This window comes from Pseudomonas taiwanensis (assembly GCF_013393345.1).
GTDB lineage: Bacteria > Pseudomonadota > Gammaproteobacteria > Pseudomonadales > Pseudomonadaceae > Metapseudomonas > Metapseudomonas resinovorans_C.
In genome coordinates, this window is record NZ_QJRF01000067.1 from 194,134 (window position 1) to 210,705 (window position 16,572).

Annotated in this window: 12 protein-coding genes; 9 read left to right on the top strand and 3 right to left on the bottom strand. The window is 60.8% G+C overall.

Translation table 11 applies throughout. From position 1 onward, the window contains the following. Positions 1–140 precede the first annotated feature (140 nt). From cgtA to DM872_RS20360, 3 genes are all read left to right on the top strand, one after another. Positions 141–1,358: an Obg family GTPase CgtA gene (cgtA, locus tag DM872_RS20350; protein ID WP_179061154.1), complete on the top strand. Its 1,218-nt coding sequence runs from the start codon at positions 141–143 to the stop codon at positions 1,356–1,358. Positions 1,359–1,438: 80 nt separating this feature from the next. Further along, the gene (gene proB / locus DM872_RS20355) at positions 1,439–2,557 is read left to right on the top strand and encodes a glutamate 5-kinase (protein ID WP_179061155.1); all 1,119 of its coding nucleotides are present in this window, start codon (positions 1,439–1,441) and stop codon (positions 2,555–2,557) included. A 13-nt stretch (positions 2,558–2,570) separates the two neighbouring features. Continuing rightward, positions 2,571–3,035: a CreA family protein gene (locus tag DM872_RS20360; protein WP_179061156.1), complete on the top strand. Its 465-nt coding sequence runs from the start codon at positions 2,571–2,573 to the stop codon at positions 3,033–3,035. 321 nt (positions 3,036–3,356) lie between these two features. Here DM872_RS20360 and rpsT read toward each other — a convergent pair whose 3' ends face one another. After that, complete coding sequence (rpsT, locus tag DM872_RS20365) at positions 3,357–3,632, bottom strand: 30S ribosomal protein S20 (RefSeq protein WP_069082204.1); 276 nt, start codon at positions 3,630–3,632, stop codon at positions 3,357–3,359. A 217-nt stretch (positions 3,633–3,849) separates the two neighbouring features. Here rpsT and murJ point away from each other — a divergent pair, with 217 nt between their 5' ends. The 6 genes from murJ (at position 3,850) to ispH (ending at position 11,250) form a co-directional block, all read left to right on the top strand. Continuing rightward, positions 3,850–5,385: a murein biosynthesis integral membrane protein MurJ gene (gene murJ / locus DM872_RS20370; RefSeq protein ID WP_179061157.1), complete on the top strand. Its 1,536-nt coding sequence runs from the start codon at positions 3,850–3,852 to the stop codon at positions 5,383–5,385. Positions 5,386–5,495: 110 nt separating this feature from the next. Beyond that, positions 5,496–6,434 (top strand): bifunctional riboflavin kinase/FAD synthetase, encoded by a 939-nt coding sequence (gene ribF, locus DM872_RS20375; protein WP_179061158.1) that lies wholly within the window; start codon positions 5,496–5,498, stop codon positions 6,432–6,434. Positions 6,435–6,450: 16 nt separating this feature from the next. Beyond that, a complete protein-coding gene (ileS, locus tag DM872_RS20380) occupies positions 6,451–9,285 on the top strand; it encodes an isoleucine--tRNA ligase (RefSeq protein ID WP_179061159.1) in 2,835 nt (944 codons plus the stop codon). Beyond that, a complete protein-coding gene (lspA, locus tag DM872_RS20385; RefSeq protein ID WP_179061160.1) occupies positions 9,278–9,781 on the top strand; it encodes a signal peptidase II in 504 nt (167 codons plus the stop codon). Before ileS ends, lspA begins: the two co-directional genes overlap by 8 nt. Next, complete coding sequence (locus tag DM872_RS20390; RefSeq protein ID WP_179061161.1) at positions 9,774–10,211, top strand: FKBP-type peptidyl-prolyl cis-trans isomerase; 438 nt, start codon at positions 9,774–9,776, stop codon at positions 10,209–10,211. Before lspA ends, DM872_RS20390 begins: the two co-directional genes overlap by 8 nt. A gap of 94 nt (positions 10,212–10,305) precedes the next feature. Further along, on the top strand, positions 10,306–11,250 hold the full coding sequence (gene ispH / locus DM872_RS20395; RefSeq protein WP_179061162.1) for a 4-hydroxy-3-methylbut-2-enyl diphosphate reductase: 945 nt from the start codon (positions 10,306–10,308) through the stop codon (positions 11,248–11,250). 58 nt (positions 11,251–11,308) lie between these two features. On the opposite strand, the gene DM872_RS20400 is transcribed toward ispH, so the two are convergent. Beyond that, complete coding sequence (locus DM872_RS20400) at positions 11,309–11,761, bottom strand: type IV pilin protein (protein ID WP_179061163.1); 453 nt, start codon at positions 11,759–11,761, stop codon at positions 11,309–11,311. Positions 11,762–11,765: 4 nt separating this feature from the next. Beyond that, entirely contained in the window at positions 11,766–16,556 is a 4,791-nt protein-coding gene (locus DM872_RS20405; RefSeq protein ID WP_179061164.1) for a pilus assembly protein, read from the bottom strand. Between the last annotated feature and the right edge of the window lie 16 nt (positions 16,557–16,572).

The following is a 16,572-nucleotide window of genomic DNA, read 5'->3' on the forward strand; positions in this document are numbered from 1 at the left end:
TTGCGACTTCGCTGGAAAAGCCCCGTCTTGCGACGGGGCTTTTTCGTTTCTGCTTCATGGAAACTCTGCATTGAGCGGGGTTCCCTGTATCCTATGTGCTTTGTTTCACTCAACCCGTCCCCGTGGCGGGAGGCGTCCTGATGAAATTCGTCGATGAAGTATCGATCTTTGTAAAAGCGGGCGACGGCGGCAATGGCCTGATGAGTTTCCGTCGCGAAAAATTCATTGAAAAGGGCGGCCCCAACGGTGGTGACGGGGGCGATGGCGGCTCCGTATTCATGGAGGCCGATCCGAACCTCAATACCCTGGTCGATTACCGCTACACCCGTCGTTTCGACGCCCAGCGCGGTGAAAATGGCGGCAGCAAGGACTGCACTGGTCGCAAGGGTGATGACCTGGTCCTGCCGGTGCCGGTAGGGACCACGATCATCGATGCGGCGACCCAGGAAATCATCGGCGACCTGACCAGGCCGGGACAGCGCCTGATGGTCGCCCAGGGTGGCTGGCACGGCCTGGGCAACACCCGCTTCAAGTCCAGTACCAACCGCGCACCGCGTCAGACCACCAAGGGCAAGCTGGGTGAATCCCGCGACCTCAAGCTGGAGCTGAAGGTGCTGGCCGACGTGGGTCTGCTCGGCCTGCCGAACGCGGGCAAGAGCACGTTCATTCGTGCCGTTTCCGCTGCCAAGCCGAAAGTGGCTGATTATCCCTTCACTACGCTGGTGCCGAACCTTGGTGTGGTCAGTGTGGGTCGATTCAAATCCTTCGTGGTGGCCGACATCCCTGGCCTGATCGAGGGTGCTGCAGAAGGCGCCGGCCTGGGCATTCGCTTCCTCAAGCACCTCGCGCGTACTCGCCTGTTGCTTCACATCGTCGACATGGCGCCGCTGGATGAAAGTGATCCGGCCGAAGCTGCTGCAACCATCATCGAAGAGCTTGCTCGCTTCAGTCCTGCGCTGACCGAGCGTGATCGCTGGCTGGTGCTGAACAAGGCTGACCAGCTGCTCGATGACGATCGCGATACCCGCTTGAAGGCAGTGCTCGAGCGTCTGGGGTGGGATGGTCCGGTGTTCGTGATTTCCGCCCTGGAGCGCGAAGGAACCGAGGCGCTCTCTCAGGAGATCATGCGTTACCTCGACGAGCGCACACTGCGCATGGAAGAGGAGCCGGAGTATGCCGAGCAGCTCGCTGAGCTGGATCAGCGCATCGAGGACGAGGCGCGTGCCCGCCTGCAGGCCATGGATGATCAGCGTGCGCTGCGCCGTGCCGGCATGAAGAGCGCTGGCGTCGACGATGATGACGATTTCGATGACGACGAGGATGACGGCGACGGGCCGGAAATCTTCTACGTACCCTGATCCTGGCGCCACCCGGCGCTGTGGGATGTTCGCATGGCCGCGCGCCTTGCCGCGCGGCCTTCTAGCTAAGGTTGGACGATATGCGGGACAAGGTGACTGGCGCGCAGCGCTGGGTGGTGAAGATCGGTAGTGCTTTGCTCACGGCTGACGGTCGCGGGCTGGATCGTTCGGCGATGGCGATCTGGGTTGAGCAGATGGTGGCCTTGCGTGATGCGGGTGTGGAACTGGTGCTGGTGTCCTCCGGTGCTGTGGCGGCGGGTATGAGTCGCCTGGGGTGGCAGAGTCGCCCGAGCGCCGTTCACGAGCTGCAGGCTGCCGCTTCCGTAGGGCAGATGGGGCTGGTCCAGGCCTGGGAATCCAGTTTCGCCGAGCATGGTCGCCACACTGCGCAGATCCTGCTGACCCACGATGATCTGTCCGATCGCAAGCGCTACCTGAACGCTCGCAGCACCCTGCGCACCCTGGTTGAGCTGGGTGCTATTCCGGTGATCAACGAGAACGACACCGTGGTTACCGACGAAATTCGTTTCGGTGACAACGACACCCTGGCTGCGCTGGTGGCCAACCTCGTGGAGGCGGACCTGCTGGTGATCCTTACGGATCGCGACGGTATGTTCGACGCCGACCCTCGTCACAATCCCGATGCCCAACTGATCTTCGAGGCGCGTGCCGATGACCCGGCGCTGGATGCTGTTGCCGGTGGTACCGGTGGTGCTCTGGGGCGGGGTGGTATGCAGACCAAGCTGCGCGCGGCGCGGCTGGCGGCACGCTCCGGTGCGCACACCGTGATTGTCGGTGGGCGGATCGAGCGGGTTCTGGATCGCCTCAAGTCTGGCGAGCGCCTGGGTACGCTGCTTGCGCCTGAGCGCGGCATGCTGGCGGCGCGCAAGCAGTGGCTGGCTGGCCATCTGCAGACCCGCGGCACCCTGGTGCTCGATGCGGGTGCGGTCAAGGCGCTCCGTGAAGATCGCAAGAGCCTGCTGCCGGTCGGTGTGAAGGCTGTGCAGGGTAGTTTCCGTCGCGGTGAGATGGTGGTTTGTGTCGGGCTGGATGGTGCGGAAATCGCCCGTGGCCTGGCCAACTACAGCGCCCTCGAGGCGCAGAAGATCATCGGCCAATCGTCCGATCTCATCGAGAAGCTGTTGGGCTACGTCGACGAGCCGGAGCTGGTGCATCGGGATAACCTGGTCCTGGTTTGAGTTGGAGGGACAGATGCGACTGATCAAGGGAGTGGCGGCTGCGCTTCTGGCGATGCCGCTGGCGGTTGCTGCGGAGGAGATCGGCTCGGTCTCCACCGTGTTCAAGTGGATGGGGCCGAACGACAAGATCACGGTCGAAGCATTCGATGATCCGAGGGTCGAGGGCGTGACCTGCTACCTGTCGCGAGCCAAGACTGGCGGAGTGAAAGGTGGCCTGGGATTGGCCGAGGATCGTGCCGAGGCGTCCATTGCTTGTCGCCAGGTGGGGCCTATCCGCTTCAATGGCGAGCTCAAGGATGGCGAAGAGGTATTCAAGGAGCGTACGTCGCTGGTGTTCAAAGCCATGCAAGTCGTGCGCTTCTTCGATCGCAAGCGCAATACCCTGATCTATCTGGTCTACAGCGACCGCGTGATCGAGGGCAGTCCACAGAATGCCGTTACCGCGATCCCGATTGTTCCATGGCCGAACCGGCCTTGAGTTGATGCCAGAAAGCAGAAAGCCCGGAATTGCCGTAATGCTGTTCACATAAGAACGCCGCTAATCCCTCGCCGGGTGAGCGGCGTTCTTGGTTTCTGCAGCGGGGAAACGCTGTAGGAGCCAGCTTGCTGGCGAATGGGCGATATCCCGGAAAGCTTCGTGAGCAAGCTCGCTCCTACAACAACAGCGACACCTCGTTGGCGGGGCTAACTGAACAGCATTACGGAATTTCCGGGCTTTTTCATGGCTGTAAATCCTGTTTCAGGAAATGCAGGCAATAAAAAACCGGCCAGAAGGCCGGTTTTTCGCAAGAACTCAAGCTTAGGCAGCAGCTTGACCGAGCGCCTTGATGTGGGCGTTCAGGCGGCTCTTGTGACGAGCAGCTTTGTTCTTGTGGATGATGCCTTTGTCGGCCATGCGATCGATCACCGGTACAGCGGCGGTGAAAGCGGCTTGTGCCTTCGGCAGGTCTTTGGCGTCGATAGCCTTGACCACGTTCTTGATGTAGGTACGAACCATGGAGCGCAGGCTGGCGTTATGGCTACGACGCTTCTCAGCCTGTTTGGCGCGTTTTTTGGCAGAAGGTGTGTTGGCCACCGTCAAGCTCCTCGAAACTGGGGAATTGAATCAAATTAAGGCCGCGAATCATGCCCACGTGATGTGGGCTTGTCAAGGGCGATCAGGCAGGTCGGGCGACGAGCGTGCGCTTTTCTTGCCGGATGCTTTTATCCCGCACGGACTCTACACTCGGCAGCCTCGATTGTCCCCTGGCAGCATTGCCGAAGGACCGCGCAACACCTGTCCGGACCCCTGAATGAACCTGCTCAAGTCGCTGGCGGCCGTCAGCTCCATCACCATGCTTTCCCGCGTATTGGGCTTCGTGCGCGATACCATCGTCGCGCGCTATTTCGGCGCCGGCATGGCCACTGATGCCTTCTTCGTCGCGTTCAAGTTGCCCAACCTGCTGCGCCGAATCTTCGCCGAGGGGGCGTTCTCCCAGGCATTCGTCCCGATCCTGGCGGAATACAAGACCCAGCAGGGCGAAGAGGCGACTCGCACGTTCATCGCCTATATCTCCGGCCTCCTGACCCTGGTACTGGCGTTGGTGACCCTGCTCGGTGTGCTCGCGGCGCCGTGGGTGATCTGGGTGACCGCCCCGGGTTTTGCCGATACCCCTGAGAAGTTCGCCCTGACCACTGACCTGCTGCGGGTGACTTTTCCGTACATTTTCCTGATTTCGTTGTCATCGCTGGCGGGAGCGATCCTCAACACCTGGAACCGTTACGCGGTGCCGGCCTTCGTGCCGACCCTGCTGAACGTCAGCATGATTGTCTTTTCGCTCTTCCTGATTCCCTATTTCGATCCGCCGATCATGGCCCTCGGCTGGGCGACGCTTGTCGGTGGCTTGGCACAACTGCTCTACCAATTACCGTCACTCAAGCGCATCGGCATGCTCGTGCTGCCTCGCCTGAACCTGCGCGATACCGGGGTCTGGCGTGTGCTCAAGCAGATGGGGCCGGCGATTTTCGGGGTTTCCGTGGGGCAGATCTCGCTCATCATCAACACCATCTTCGCCTCGTTCCTGGCGGCGGGGTCGGTGTCCTGGATGTACTACGCCGACCGCCTGATGGAGTTGCCGTCCGGTGTGCTCGGCGTCGCCTTGGGCACCATCCTGCTGCCATCCCTGGCCAAGACGTACGCCAGTGATGACCGCCATGCGTACTCGCAGCTGCTCGATTGGGGCCTGCGGCTGTGCTTCCTGCTGGTACTGCCTTGCACCCTGGCCCTGGCGCTGCTCGCCGAGCCGCTGACAGTGGCGCTGTTCCAGTACGGGAAGTTCACCGCCACCGACGCGCTGATGACCCAGCGCGCCTTGATCGCTTACGCCGTGGGCCTCCTCGGGATAATCCTGGTCAAGGTGCTGGCTCCTGGTTTCTACGCGCGGCAGAACATTCGCACGCCGGTGAGGATCGCCCTGTTCACACTCATCGCCACCCAGTTGATGAACCTTGTCTTCGTCTTCCCGCTGCGCCATGCCGGATTGGCCCTGGCGATCAGCCTGGCAGCTTGCATGAATGCCGGGCTGCTCTATTGGCAGCTGCGCAAGCAGCAGCTCTTCCAGCCGCAGCCGGGCTGGGGGAAATTCCTGGCAAAGCTCGTTCTGGCGGTACTGGCGATGTGCGCTGTCCTGCTCGGCGTGATGTACCTGCTGCCCGCATGGGAGCAGGGAGGAATGGCCGAACGGTTGCTGCGCCTGGCCGTTCTCGTGGGTGCCGGTGTGATCACCTATTTCGGCGTGCTGGCGCTGCTGGGTTTCCGCCTTCGCGACTTCGCCCGGCGGGCGGTGTAGTTCGCCGAGCTGCGACTCGTCGCCGCTTGTCGTGGTGACGGGTCTGTAGCGCCTGTTGTCCAGCCTCGGCTGTGCGTATAATCGACCACTTTGTGAACAAGACTTGTGCTATGCAGCTGGTTCGAGGTTTACACAACCTGCGGCCCCACCATCGGGGCTGCGTCGCCACCATCGGCAATTTCGACGGCGTGCACCGCGGCCACCAGGCCATTCTCAAGCGGTTGCGCGAGCGTGCGGCTGAGCTGGGTTTGCCTACTTGCGTGGTGATTTTCGAGCCGCAGCCGCGCGAATATTTCGGCCCTGACACCGCTCCAGTACGTCTGACGCGGCTACGCGACAAGCTTGAGCTGCTGGCCCGCGAAGGGGTGGACCGGGTGCTCTGCCTGGCCTTCAATGACCGCCTGCGTGAACTCAGCGCCGCCGAGTTCGTGCATGCCGTGCTGGTGGAAGGACTGGGCGCCAAGCACCTGGAGATCGGTGACGATTTCCGCTTTGGCTGCGACCGCGCCGGAGACTTCGATTTCCTGCTGCAGGCCGGCGAAGCGGAAGGTTTCAGTGTCGAAGCCGCGGCAACCGTCGAGCTGGATGGCTTGCGGGTCAGCAGCACCCGCGTGCGCCAGGCCCTGGCCGAAGGTGACTTCGTGCTTGCGGAGCGGCTGCTGGGGCGTCCTTTCACCATTACCGGCCGAGTGCTGCACGGGCAGAAGCTCGGTCGCCAGCTGGGTACCCCGACCGCCAACGTGCAACTCAAACGCCGCCGCGTCCCGCTCAACGGGGTGTACCTGGTCAGCGTGGAGCTGGAAGGCCGGCAACTGCCCGGCGTTGCGAACATCGGCGTGCGCCCCAGCGTGAAGGGCGATGGACGCGCCCATCTGGAGGTCCATCTGCTGGGCTATTCCGCCGACCTCTACGACCGGCGGATCAGCGTGACCTTCCACCACAAGCTGCGTGATGAGCAGCGTTTTGCCTCCCTGGAGGCGTTGAAGTCGGCGATCGATGCGGATGTCGCTGCCGCCCGTGCCTATTGGCAGGGTACTCAATCAAATTGAAGAGCCTGGACTTGAAATGACCGATTACAAAGCGACCCTGAACCTGCCCGAGACGGCATTCCCGATGAAGGCCGGTCTGCCCCAGCGCGAGCCGGAACTGCTGCAGCGCTGGAACAGCATCGACCTGTACGGAAAGCTGCGGCAGATCGGCGAAGGTCGCCCGAGGTTCGTCCTGCACGATGGCCCGCCCTACGCCAACGGCAGCATTCACATCGGTCACGCGGTCAACAAGATCCTCAAGGACATCATCGTTCGCTCCAAGACCCTGGCGGGCTACGACGCGCCCTATGTTCCGGGCTGGGATTGCCACGGCCTGCCCATCGAGCACAAGGTCGAGACCACCCACGGCAAGAACCTGCCCGCGGACAAGACCCGGGAGCTGTGCCGTGCCTACGCCTCGGAGCAGATCGAAGGCCAGAAAGCCGATTTCATCCGCCTCGGTGTACTGGGCGACTGGGGCAATCCCTACAAGACCATGGCCTTCGGTAACGAGGCTGGCGAAATCCGTGCACTGGCCGAAATGGTCAAGCAGGGCTTCGTGTTCAAGGGCCTGAAGCCGGTGAACTGGTGCTTCGACTGCGCTTCTGCCCTGGCTGAGGCGGAAGTCGAATATGCCGATAAGAAGTCCGACGCCATCGACGTCGCCTTCGCCATTGAAGATGCCGACAAGCTGGCTGCCGCCTTCGGCCTGCCGAGCCTGGCCAAACCTGCTGCCATCGTCATCTGGACCACCACCCCCTGGACCATCCCGGCCAACCAGGCGCTGAACGTTCACCCCGAGTTCAACTATGCGCTGGTGGATACCGGCGCGCGCCTGCTGGTTCTGGCTGAAGAGCTGGTGGAATCCTGCCTGCAGCGCTACGGCCTGGAAGGCCAGGTCATCGCCACCGCCAAGGGCGAGTCGCTGGACCAGATCCGCTTCCGCCACCCGTTCTACGAGCGTCTGTCGCCCGTCTACCTGGCCGAGTACGTCGAGCTGGGCGCCGGCACCGGCATCGTTCACTCCGCGCCGGCCTACGGCGAGGACGACTTCCGTACCTGCAAGCAGTACGGGATGAGTAACGACGACATCCTAAGCCCGGTGCAGAGCAACGGTGTCTACGTTCAGGACCTGCCGTTCTTTGGCGGCCAGTTCATCTGGAAAGCCAATCCGGCCATCGTCGCCAAACTGGAAGAAGTGGGTGCGTTGCTCAAGCACGAATCCATCAGCCACAGCTACATGCACTGCTGGCGTCACAAGACCCCGCTGATCTACCGCGCCACCGCGCAGTGGTTCGTCGGCATGGACAAGCAGCCGGAGCAGGGCGCCACCCTGCGCGAGCGTGCGCTGACCGCTATCGAACAGACCGAATTCGTTCCGGGTTGGGGCCAGGCGCGCCTGCACGGCATGATCGCCGGCCGTCCTGACTGGTGCATCTCCCGCCAGCGCAACTGGGGCGTACCGATTCCGTTCTTCCTGCACAAGGCCACCGGCGACCTGCACCCGCGCACCGTCGAGCTGATGGAGCAGGTTGCCCTACGCGTCGAGCAGGAAGGCATCGAAGCCTGGTTCAAGCTGGATGCCGCCGAACTGCTCGGCGATGAGGCCGGCCAGTACGACAAGATCAGCGACACCCTGGACGTCTGGTTCGACTCGGGCACCACGCACTGGCACGTCCTGCGCGGCTCCCATGCCGAGTTGGGCCATGCCAGCGGTCCGGCTGCCGACCTCTACCTGGAAGGTTCCGACCAGCACCGTGGCTGGTTCCATTCTTCCTTGCTGACCGGCTGCGCCATCGACGGACACGCACCTTACCGCCAACTGCTGACCCACGGCTTCACCGTGGACGAAAGCGGCCGCAAGATGTCCAAATCCCTGGGTAACGTCATCGCTCCGCAGCAAGTGACCGACAGCCTCGGCGCCGACATCCTGCGCCTGTGGGTATCGGCTACCGACTACTCCGGTGAGATGGCGGTTTCCCAGCAGATCCTCCAGCGCAGCGCCGATGCTTACCGCCGCATCCGTAACACTGCGCGTTTCCTGTTGGCCAACCTGAACGGCTTCGACCCGGTCAAGGATCTGCTGCCCGCAGAAGACATGCTGGCCCTCGACCGTTGGGCCGTGGACCGCGCCCTGCTGCTGCAGCGCGAACTGGAAGAAGCCTACGGCGAGTACCGTTTCTGGAACGTCTACTCGAAAGTGCACAATTTCTGCGTGCAGGAACTGGGCGGCTTCTACCTCGACATCATCAAGGACCGCCAGTACACCACCGCCGCTGACAGCGTGCCGCGCCGTTCCTGCCAGACCGCACTGTTCCACATCGCCGAAGCCCTCGTGCGCTGGATTGCGCCGATCCTGGCCTTCACCGCCGAGGAAATCTGGCAATTCCTGCCGGGCGAGCGTAACGAGTCCGTCATGCTCAACACCTGGTACCAAGGCCTGTCCGAGCTGCCGGAAGGCACCGAACTGGACCGCGAATTCTGGGAGCAGGTCATGGCCGTCAAGGCCTCGGTCAACAAGGAACTGGAAAACCTGCGCAGCAACAAGGCGATTGGCGGCAACCTGCAGGCTGAAGTCACCCTGTTCGCTGAAGACGCCCTGGTGGCGAGCCTGGCCAAGCTGGGCAACGAACTGCGCTTCGTGCTGATCACTTCTGCTGCTGACGTCCAGCCCCTGGCCAATGCCCCGGCCGATGCCGTGGATACCGAAGTCGCCGGCCTCAAGCTGAAAATACACAAATCCGTCCACACCAAGTGCGGCCGTTGCTGGCATCACCGCGCCGATGTTGGTCAGTTCGTGAAGCACCCGGAGCTGTGTGGCCGTTGCGTCGACAACATCGATGGGGCCGGCGAGGTTCGTCACTATGCCTAAGGCATACGGCCGTCTCGGCTGGCTGTGGCTGACCGCCCTGGTGTTCATACTGGATCAGGTGAGCAAGTGGTTCTTCGAAACCGAGCTCAACCTCTACCAGCAGATCGTGGTCATTCCCGACTACTTCAGCTGGACCCTGGCGTACAACACCGGCGCGGCCTTCAGCTTCCTCGCCGATAGCTCTGGCTGGCAGCGCTGGCTGTTCGCGTTGATCGCCCTGGTCGTGAGCGGCGTGCTGGTGGTCTGGCTTAAGCGCCTGAAGCCTGAAGAAACCTGGCTGGCCATTGCGCTGGCCCTGGTTCTGGGCGGTGCCCTCGGCAACCTCTACGACCGCGTGGTGCTTGGCCACGTGGTCGATTTCATCCTGGTGCATTGGCAGAACCGCTGGTACTTCCCGGCGTTCAACCTGGCCGATAGCGCCATCACCGTCGGCGCCGTGATGCTGGCGCTGGATATGTTCAAAGCGAAGAAGTCCGGAGAACCTGCCCATGACTGAACATCGCATAGGGCCGGACATGGAGGTCACCCTGCATTTCGCCATCAAGCTGGATAACGGCGACGTGGTGGACAGCACCTTCGAGAAGAAGCCGGCCACCTTCAAAGTAGGCGACGGTAACCTGTTGCCTGGCTTCGAAAGCCTGCTATTCGGACTCAAGAGCGGCGACAAGCGCGTCCTCGCCGTCGAGCCGGAGCAGGGATTTGGCCAGCACAATCCGCAGAACGTGCAGGTGATGCCCCGTGGCAACTTCCAGGACATGGAGCTTTCCGAAGGCCTGCTGATCATCTTCAATGACGCGGCCAACGCCGAGTTGCCTGGGGTGGTCAAGCTGGTCGACGACACGCATGTGACCATCGACTTCAATCACCCATTGGCCGGCAAGCCTCTCGCCTTCGAGGTGGAGATCCTGTCGGTTCGCCCTATCTGATGGGGGCGGGACACCTGTTGGAGCGAGGGGGACGCCGAGTTCTTGCTCGCGAATGGGCGATTCCCGGCTGCGACGGCTGCACGAGGTAAACAGCATGCAAATCAAACTCGCCAATCCGCGCGGCTTCTGCGCCGGCGTCGATCGCGCCATCGAGATCGTCAACCGCGCGCTGGAAGTCTTCGGTCCGCCGATCTACGTGCGCCATGAAGTGGTGCACAACAAGTTCGTGGTCGAGGACCTGCGCGCCCGTGGCGCGGTCTTCGTCGAAGAACTGGATCAGGTGCCGGACAACGTCATCGTCATCTTCAGCGCCCACGGCGTTTCCCAGGCCGTGCGCCAGGAAGCCGACCGCCGCGGCCTGAAGGTGTTCGATGCCACGTGCCCGCTGGTGACCAAGGTGCACATGGAAGTCGCACGCTACAGCCGTGACGGCCGCGAATGCATCCTGATTGGCCACGCCGGTCACCCCGAAGTGGAAGGCACCATGGGGCAGTACGACGCCAGCAATGGCGGCGCGATCTACCTGGTGGAGGACGAAACGGACGTGGAACGCCTGCAGGTCCGCAATCCAGAGGCGTTGTCCTTCGTGACCCAGACCACCCTGTCCATGGACGACACCAGCCGCGTCATCGACGCGCTTCGCGCCAAGTTCCCGAGCATCGGCGGCCCGCGCAAGGACGACATCTGCTACGCCACCCAGAACCGCCAGGATGCGGTGAAGCAATTGGCTCACGAGAGCGATGTCGTCCTGGTGGTCGGCAGCCCCAACAGTTCCAACTCCAACCGCCTGCGCGAATTGGCCGAGCGCCTGAACACCCCGGCCTACCTGATCGACGGTGCCGAAGACCTCAAACGCGAGTGGTTCGAGAACGCGCAGCGAGTGGGCATCACTGCCGGGGCATCCGCCCCTGAAGTACTGGTGCAAGGCGTGATCGACCAGCTCCGGGAGTGGGGCGCAGAGTTAGCCGTCGAACTGGATGGCCGGCCGGAGAATGTGACGTTCTCGATGCCGAAGGAGTTGAGGGTGAAGGCGGTTTGAGTCTTTGCTGCTGAATAAAAAACGGGGCCTGATGGCCCCGTTTTTGTTTTTCATAAGGTCAGATGCCGCGGCAACTGGTCCAGGCGTTGGCCAGGGTACCGGTACCGGCTTTCACTCCCGCCGAATTCAGCGTCAGGGTGCCTACTCCGTTCATTGGGCCGCCGTTGATCGCGGCAGCCTCGATTGCATAGGTCGAGGCTGTCGGGGCGGGGTTGGCGACAATTGTCAGGTTAAAGTTTTTCGGCGTGCCATCAATGGGGCTCTGGCTAGCGAATATTCCTGGTGCTCCGGTGTTGGCCCCTGCAGCCCCGGCTGCCAAGTACGACCCAGTTTGCGCCCGGTGTCTTTCCAGTGCATTGGCCAGGCCGAGGAGGGCTCCCTTCGCATCCTCGCAGGCGGTACGGCGGACGTGGCCCTGATAGGCTGGGTAGGCAATGGCGGCCAAAATAGCCACCACCGCAACCGCAATCATGAGTTCAATAAGAGTAAAACCGGTGTTGGGTTGCCTCATAAGGTCAGTACTCGTCAATCCAGTAGGTCTTGCCGACTGTTACATCAGCTTCGAGGAAGTCGCATTCCGTGGCTGTACATTTGACGCCCTTGCCATTGTTGGCGCCTTCCGGGAACAGGATCACGGGTTTGGGTGGAATGCCTCCGGTAAGCAGGTTCTGCGAGCGAGTCACGTTGCCATCCGTGGTGACTAAGGCCGGGGTGGCATCGTAGAGGTTGACACTGTACTCGCGACCCGTGCCCTGGACAGGGCGACAAGTATTGCGCGCCGTGGCAGCTGGTGAGTACGTGTTGAAGAACACCTTGCCGCCGAAAGTGGTCGCTTCGGCCAAGACTTTCTCACCGCTACTGGGCAGGCGAATGTACCAGCCGCCGGTGGTGCGTCGGAACGCTGCAGCGGCGGTAGCCGATTCGGCACTGGTGCCGGTCTGGATAAGGTTGCTGGTGGCGTCGTACAAATCGCTCTCGGTGAGAACTGTATGGTCATTCGCCGCGTTGGTGCCGGGATTGGCAACCAGAGGGGTGCGGAATGAATAGAACCTATCCAGCGTCACTTCATTCAACGGGTGGCCTCTGTAGCCGGAGCCGATGTTCACCACCATCGTTCGTGTACCGTTGACGTTCAGGAGCGCGACATCGGGTTCGTTATAGAAACGACGGAGTTTGTTCTCCAGGTTCGTCGCATTCTCCGATCCTGTGTCGGCAGCGATGACGTTGGCGAACACACCGTCGTCAGCTCCCGCGCTGCCAGCGCCATCGCTGTTCACCGGCGTGACCAGGCCGCTGGCGTCGCTTCCATTGTTGATGAAGAAGCGCCAGATCTGGCCGCCCATATCACCAACGAAGAACTGATCCGCCTTCCCGTCGCGATCTACATCGATGACGCGCAGGCTGCTGGGGATGCTGTAGATCATTTTATTCAACTGCATCGTGTGGCCGCTGACGCTACTTGCCGACCAGATTAGTTGTCCCGTACGAGCGTTGACGATGTAGATGGAGTTCCCAACATCGTCGGCGGTGCGCCTGGTGACGGTGTCCTGCTTCGTGTCGTAGCCGCCTGCGAACATGATGACGTCCGTCGGTGGGTTCGAAGTGCTAGCGGCCCCAATCTGGATGCTGGTGACCACCGGAGTCGACCATGTCTGGCCGAGGCGCTCGAAGCCGGTCGTTTCTCCGCCCTTGATGAGCCAGCGCATCTGGGGAGAGGCACGGTTAGTCACGTCGAGCGAGTAGAGGTTACGGCCGCCACGACCCATGGTTGCGAACGCGTAGACGAACTCATTGGCGTTCGGATTGGTGGCGTCGAGCTTTGCCGGTGGAACGGTTGTGGACGAGGGGTCCTTGCCGCCGAATATAACCCCGTTCTTGTTCACATCGTTTGCCCAGACGACAACGGTATTGTCCATTCCGTATAGGCGTGGCTTGACGGTGGTGGATTCCTCGTTTCGCTTGAGTGCTCTGATATTCAGTAGCAGTTGCTCTGGCATGAAGGCGAGCTGTTCCGCCCCAGTGTTGGTATTGAATGCGTGGACGAAACCTTCGTTCGTGCCTACGAAAAGAGACTGGTCCTCAACCCTGCATCCTGTGAGGGTATCGTCGGTGAAGTCGTTGTTCACACAGCCATAGGTGACCAATCGGGGAACGGAGTGCAGCGGATCACCCAATGTCCGCCGCTCGACTCCGTTGTCGTTCCCCCTGATCCAATTGATCAGTTCGGTACGTTCGGCATCGTCGTTGGCTCGTACATTTCCTCGGGTGATGGTGGTGTTGGCAGTGTTCAGCAGATAGTTCGCCTGGTTCAGGTTCACCGGGCTGGTAGGACTATTGCCGATGAAAGTGAATACCTTCCGATCGGCTGCAAGCGGGATCTGCTTAGCAACACCGCCCAGTTCGGTGTTGTTGCCGTCGTCCCCGGTGGTCCATACGCTGCGGGCATCGTTCACGAAGAAGCCAGTGCGAGGATCGATCGCAGCGATGTTATCCGCGTCGAGAATGATCTCGCCGGTGTTGTTAAAAATCTTGTATCGCTTCACGTTACCCGGCCAACGGTCATTCTTGGTCGGCTTGAACAGGGCGAAATACACCTCGTTCTTGTTGTTCTGCCGGTTGAACTGGTTGACCGTGGCGCCGGGGCTGACGAACGTGGTGTCGGTCGACATGACGCTCTGGATAATCTTGCTGAATGCGTTGGCCAGGCCTTGGTAGTCTTCCGCGGTATAGGTTGATTTGGTCGTGCTGTTTTCGCTGATGGGGGAAGCCATGTCTCTCAGGAAGGCTTTAACGTTCGTACTCTGAGTCGTACCACCTGCGTTCAGCGCAAAGCCGATGGTATGGGTGGTGATCGTCTGTTTGTCGGCGATGCTTCCAAGCACGTCATTGTTGTAAACCCAGTTCATGAGCGTACGACCGCACTGTTCGCCGGAGTTTGTTGCATCACCACTGCAAGAACCGGTAAGCGCAGCGATGCTGCTTCTGGTTCCGCTGGTGTTTTCGTTGGCTTGGCCGTCGGTGAGCAGCACTAAGTGGTTGGGTTGGCAGGCGCTTGTGATGGGAGTGTCGAATGACTGGCGTTCACCGCGGTAATACTTCACCGCTTCGTCCAGCGTCGGGACTATCGGGGTGGAGTCGTTGGCCGTCATCGCTTGCACGAGCGCATTCAGGTGCTGCCTGACCGTGGCGCTGCTGGCAATCAGGTCACCGCTCGCCACCTTGAACACCAAGCGAATGCTTTCCGTTGGCGACGTCTCGAAGCTTCGCAGCTTGAGATCGTTGTCCGCTGTAGGCGTGACGAACAGGCTTAGCGCGCTGCCAGGTGCCCAGCCACTCCGGGCGAAAATGCTTTGCAGTTCAGTCGCAATGCTGGCGTTGGTGCACGTGAAGCTATGGCCAGCGGTCCAGCCGCCACCATTATTGTCGATAGTGCAGGTACTGCCAGTGGTCTTCGTTCTTCCACTCAGATCTCTGGCGTTGGTGGTGAACTGCGCAGAGCTGTTTGCCCTTTCGAAGGCGATGCTTGTACTGACACTCGGATCGCTGGTGGTTTCCTGTGGTGTCATCAGAACCTTGGCGCTAAGGACGGTAGCGCCCTGACGAATCTGCAGGTTTTCGAAGCGGGCCCCGACAAGGCTTCGCGTCATCGGGATGATTTCACCGGCGAGGTTTACGCTGCCAGCCGTATCCTCGTGACCATCGTTCTTCTGGGCGATGACTCGCGCCTCGACGATGGGGTTGAGACAGCCGCCCGAGCCGCCGGTGTACTGGACGTTCAGCACCGGCTGCAACCCAATGCCACCGTCGATGCTTCTAGCTGTCCTGGTGCCCGTGCTTGCAGCCGTAGGCTTCAGGTAGAAGGCCATGGAGTTATTGCCACACCAACCGCTGGTGCCGCCCAGGTTCACCACCTCCTGGACAGCACTGGTGACATCTGGCCCTTCCACATAGACCGCAGGGTTGTTGTTGACCCAGGCGGGGGCGGCCCAGGTGGTCAGCGCGGAGGTAGTCGTCCTGGTCGTGAGGTCGCTGGTGTTACTGAACGCAGTCGCATCGCCTACTTTCTCGGCTCTCACCTCGAAGGTTACTGGCACGTCGCTGGAGGAGGCGGGCACGAAATCGATCCTGGCGGATTGAATGGTTGCTCCCCTGGGAATGCCGACGTTCTGGAAACGTAGGGCTCCCATTCGCGATTCGACTGCCGTGACCTGGGTCGTGTACTCGATATAGATGCGTGGTTTAGTTGTTTCCGAGCAACGGCGGGCACAGAAGCTGTAGTTGGTCGTACTGTTCGCCTTGAAGCGGATAACCAGATCACCGATCTGGTCAGCTACTGGGTCAATCCCTTTGAGCGTATTGAGTTGGTCGGTGATTCGGAAGCGGGTGGCGGTTCCGTCTCTCCAAGTCGTAGCACTGCTGTTCACATTGTTAGGGAACGTTCTCGACGCCGTGGAAGTGCCATCGTTGGGATCGTCGGGAGTTTTGTCCTGCTCAAGTGCGAAGCCGATTGTCGGTGCCGTGCTCTGGGTGTTGGTCGGGGTGACTTCCAGCCAAGCATTGGTAATGGTGGCCGAACTGGGAAGGTTTAACCCCTTGAAGATAAAGAACGCGGTTTCCGCACCAATGTTCAGACTGTTTAATCTGTCATTGTCGCAGCGATTGCCGCTATTTCGGTTCGGAGAGGAAAGCGAGCAGGCAACTTTGTATGGGGTTCCACGGTCAGTACCTGACTTCTCCAAGAAGGCGCCGGCATTCTCCAGAAGTGTGCTATTGGTTCCCGGTTGGTTCGTTGGCTGATTTGCCAGAATATTTCCCATCAATAGGGAGGCGCTGTCAGCGACGGCTCGCTGGCTTGGAGTGACGTTAACCACCTGGGTCGCGTCATCGTCACTTTGAAGTATTTCTGGTTGGGATGCGATTTGCGATATCGATGTTAGCGGTTGGTCGATATTGGTGATCGGATACACCATTCTGGTGTTGTTGTATGCACTGCGTGGGTTCAGCACCATGATTCCGGCGTTTATATTGCTCGCAGTGCTGATAATGTCTCCGAAGGCCTGTTTGAGGATGGCCATGCGCGACTTTTGGCTACCAGACGGATAACTGTCGTCCTCGTCGGTACGCCACGCCATCGAGCCTGAGTTGTCCAGGACAAACAGTACGTTCGGGCGAACGTTGCTGCCGATGGCAGGGCCGGCAAAGAATATTTCGGTGTCATCCGCATAACTGTTGGCCGCGCTCAAGATAAGAAGGCTCGAAATAGAACTGATGAGCAGGCGGGGCAGGAAATTTTTGTGTTTATTCATAATGGCTCCGTATGCC